Annotated in this window: 2 protein-coding genes; both read left to right on the top strand. The window is 76.7% G+C overall.

The window, feature by feature from the left end; all coding sequences use genetic code 11:
• Window positions 1–304, top strand: a 304-nt coding sequence (locus tag ACFV4N_RS43500) for a hypothetical protein (RefSeq protein WP_499678556.1), incomplete at its 5' end; no start/stop codon positions are given.
• 185 nt (window positions 305–489) lie between these two features.
• Window positions 490–654 carry a hypothetical protein gene (locus tag ACFV4N_RS43495; protein ID WP_499678555.1) on the top strand — a complete coding sequence of 55 codons (165 nt, stop codon included), beginning with the start codon at window positions 490–492 and terminating at the stop codon, window positions 652–654.
• Window positions 655–760 lie beyond the last annotated feature (106 nt).

Here is a 760-nt window from a genome sequence, read left to right as displayed (position 1 = left end):
AGACCGAAGGGAAAACCCGGAACGGGTTGACGGCCACGCCGGTCCGCCGCCGGTCGTGGTGGCCGGGTGGTCGGCGTCGTCCGAGCCGTCGATGCACGACGACCGCCACGACTGGCTGCGGTCGTCGGTGGCGGTGCGGCACCTGCCGGCCACGGCCCACCCCGACACCTGGTGGGTGGTCTGCGGGAGGGTCACCGGTCGGTGCGCCCTGCGGGGCAGGACGCCCCTGGACGCCGTCGGCGGGATCCGGCCGGCGACCGCCGTCCCCACGTCGCGGTCGAGCCGCGCTCCGCCCCTCGGGTGATCCGGGTGAACCGGACCCGACCCGTTCTCGACGTGCCCGCCGCGCCCGCTCCGGGCTTCGGCGGCGCCGTCGGTTCCCGTGTCCCCGCCGTGCCGGATCGGTCGGCGGTCGTCGCCGCGCGTCGGTGGCGGTGATCGCCGGCGGGTGACCGGCGCGGTCGCGGGCGTCCCCGAAGGGGTTCCACCATGTCCGTCGTCCCGCTCGTGCTGCTGATCGCCGTGCTCCTCTCCGCGATCGGCCTGATGGTGTTCATGTTCGTCAAGGACAGGCCGCTCTGCGGCGTGATGGCGCTGGGCCTGCTGGCCGGTCCCAGTCCGCTGCTCGCGCTGCTCCACCTGTCCGTCGCCTAGTGCCCGCGCGTGCCCCGCCGGAGCCCCCCGGCGGGCCCGCGCGGGGCGGTGCGCGCGGGGGGGTGCGCGCGGGGGGGTGGGCGCGGTGGGGGGGGCTCGTTTAAAC

This window comes from Actinosynnema sp. NPDC059797 (assembly GCF_042732085.1).
GTDB lineage: Bacteria > Actinomycetota > Actinomycetes > Mycobacteriales > Pseudonocardiaceae > Actinosynnema.
The sequence above is the reverse complement of the archived record's forward strand: the minus strand, read 5'-3'. Positions and strand labels throughout refer to the sequence as shown.